Below are 1777 nucleotides of genomic sequence, written 5' to 3' on the forward strand. Positions count from 1 at the left end.
TATCGAGACTTAGGGTTCAATAACATGGCTCAGGCACAGCGTCGCTGTGGGTTTAGCCTCAAACAATTGAAGTCCATTTTTAGAATGAAATAGCCCTGGATCGGCAGGTGCAGATTTGTATTGCTGATAATGGTAAAGGGATCGATGCTGAGGTGCAACAGCGACTATTTGACCCGTTTTTTACCACCAAGCCTTCTGGCAAGGGTACGGGACTAGGGTTATCGATTAGCCACCAAATCATCACTGAAAAGCACGGTGGAAAATTGTATTGCCGCTCTCAGCCAGATCGGGGTGCAGAGTGGGTGATTGAGATTCCCATTCAATCATAAAATTGCAGTCTTGTTGCAGATTTATGGGGTATTCCAGTCTAGGATAGCTTCAATTTGACTGGCTAGATGGGACGGATCAAATGGTTTAAGAATGATTGCCTTTGCGCCAAGTTGTGCATATTGTTGCTGGGCAGCGGTTCTGACGGTGGCGGTGAGCAGGATGACGGGAATCTGCTGAGTGGTAGCATCTGCCTTGAGGGCTTGCAGGGTTGCCAGTCCGTCCACTTTGGGCATTTTGATATCCAGCAAAATTGCGTCTGGCTGATGAGATTGGGCGATCGCCACACCTTCTTCTCCAGACGCAGCGGTCAACACATTCCAATCTCTGGTAAATTGCAGGCTGGCCTTAGCAATGGTGCGAATCGCGGCTTCGTCGTCAATCAGCAACACTTGTCGGGGAGCCATAGAATTCCTACGCAACAATGCAAAGTAATGAACAACCGAATTTCATCAGGAGTTACGCAGTTGGAGTTAGAACGAAGCGGGGAGCGGCTAAGTAAGCGCGAATTGCATCCCGCACGATCGCCAACTTTGCCTCGTACCAACTGATGCCCGTTGTGAACCAATGCAGTTCCAGACGTAGGAAGGCGCGAATTGCTAGACCGATATGATTGCGCTGGGCACGACTGGAACGAACCTGAGCGCGTTCGGCACCGCAGCATTGCTTGAGTCCACGATGGTATTCCTCAATCGCCCAGCCAAACTCAGCGAATTGCAGCCGTTGCAGTTCACCCAAGTTGAGGTCATTGGTCGCCCAGTAATCAATGTCACCGTTTGGGGCAACAATCTTGAACACTTTGACGAATCCATACCCTTTGAGGTGAACCACGCTTCCTGTGGTTGCAATCTCAACTTCATGTAAGGGACGATTCCCGCTCTTGTCGGGGTTGACGTGCCGATTTCGCTTGAGTCGACTCAACCAAGTCCAACCATACCCTCGAATCAGCTTGAGATTGTCCAGGCTGCTGTACCAGCCGTCGAACACCACACATCGAGGCGCAAATCCCCGATGCTTGGCGACTGCCAGCATCGAGCGAAAGTGGTCGTTCTTGGTTGCTCCATCGACACGCTTCTCGTAGAACCGATAGTCCAATGGAATGTGACGGTCGCCTTCGGTCCACAGCAGGGTAATCAGGTTGATGCCTTGCACCACCCGTCCATGCTTACCCGACCAGTGCCGGGTAACCAATTCCATCTTCTCGGCATACCACTTGTCAAGCGTCGAATCATCCACCACTAAAATCCCCTGATTCAACTGCACTTGTGGCTGCGCTTCTTGCCACAGTTGCTCGCTTGAGGGTTCTATGCGATGCAACAACCGGGTAATGGCATCATGAGCCACCGCATTCGTGGACTCTGGTTGCACTCGTTCGGCTTCGGTGCAGCTATATGCCTTCTGCGCCGCTATCAGAAAGTTGATGTAGTCGGACTCGTTGACCTTTGGTGGA

General features: G+C 51.3%; 3 protein-coding genes. 1 reads left to right on the forward strand and 2 read right to left on the reverse strand.

The window, feature by feature from the left end; genetic code table 11:
- Nucleotides 1-89 precede the first annotated feature (89 nt).
- A complete protein-coding gene (locus D6694_00420) occupies nt 90-329 on the forward strand; it encodes a sensor histidine kinase (GenBank protein RMH48540.1) in 240 nt (79 codons plus the stop codon).
- Nucleotides 330-350: 21 nt separating this feature from the next.
- Here the strand turns inward: D6694_00420 and D6694_00425 are convergent, their stop codons facing one another.
- A complete protein-coding gene (locus D6694_00425) occupies nt 351-734 on the reverse strand; it encodes a response regulator (GenBank protein RMH48541.1) in 384 nt (127 codons plus the stop codon).
- A gap of 52 nt (nt 735-786) precedes the next feature.
- Nucleotides 787-1777: IS701 family transposase (locus D6694_00430; protein ID RMH48542.1), on the reverse strand; the 991-nt coding region annotated here is incomplete at its 5' end.

This window comes from Gammaproteobacteria bacterium, assembly GCA_003696665.1.
GTDB lineage: Bacteria > Pseudomonadota > Gammaproteobacteria > Enterobacterales.

Bases quoted from the DNA above. Each gene is read 5' to 3' on its own strand.
- D6694_00425 (RMH48541.1), bottom strand. From the start codon at position 734: ATGGCTCCCCGACAAGTGTTGCTGATTGACGACGAAGCCGCGATTCGC.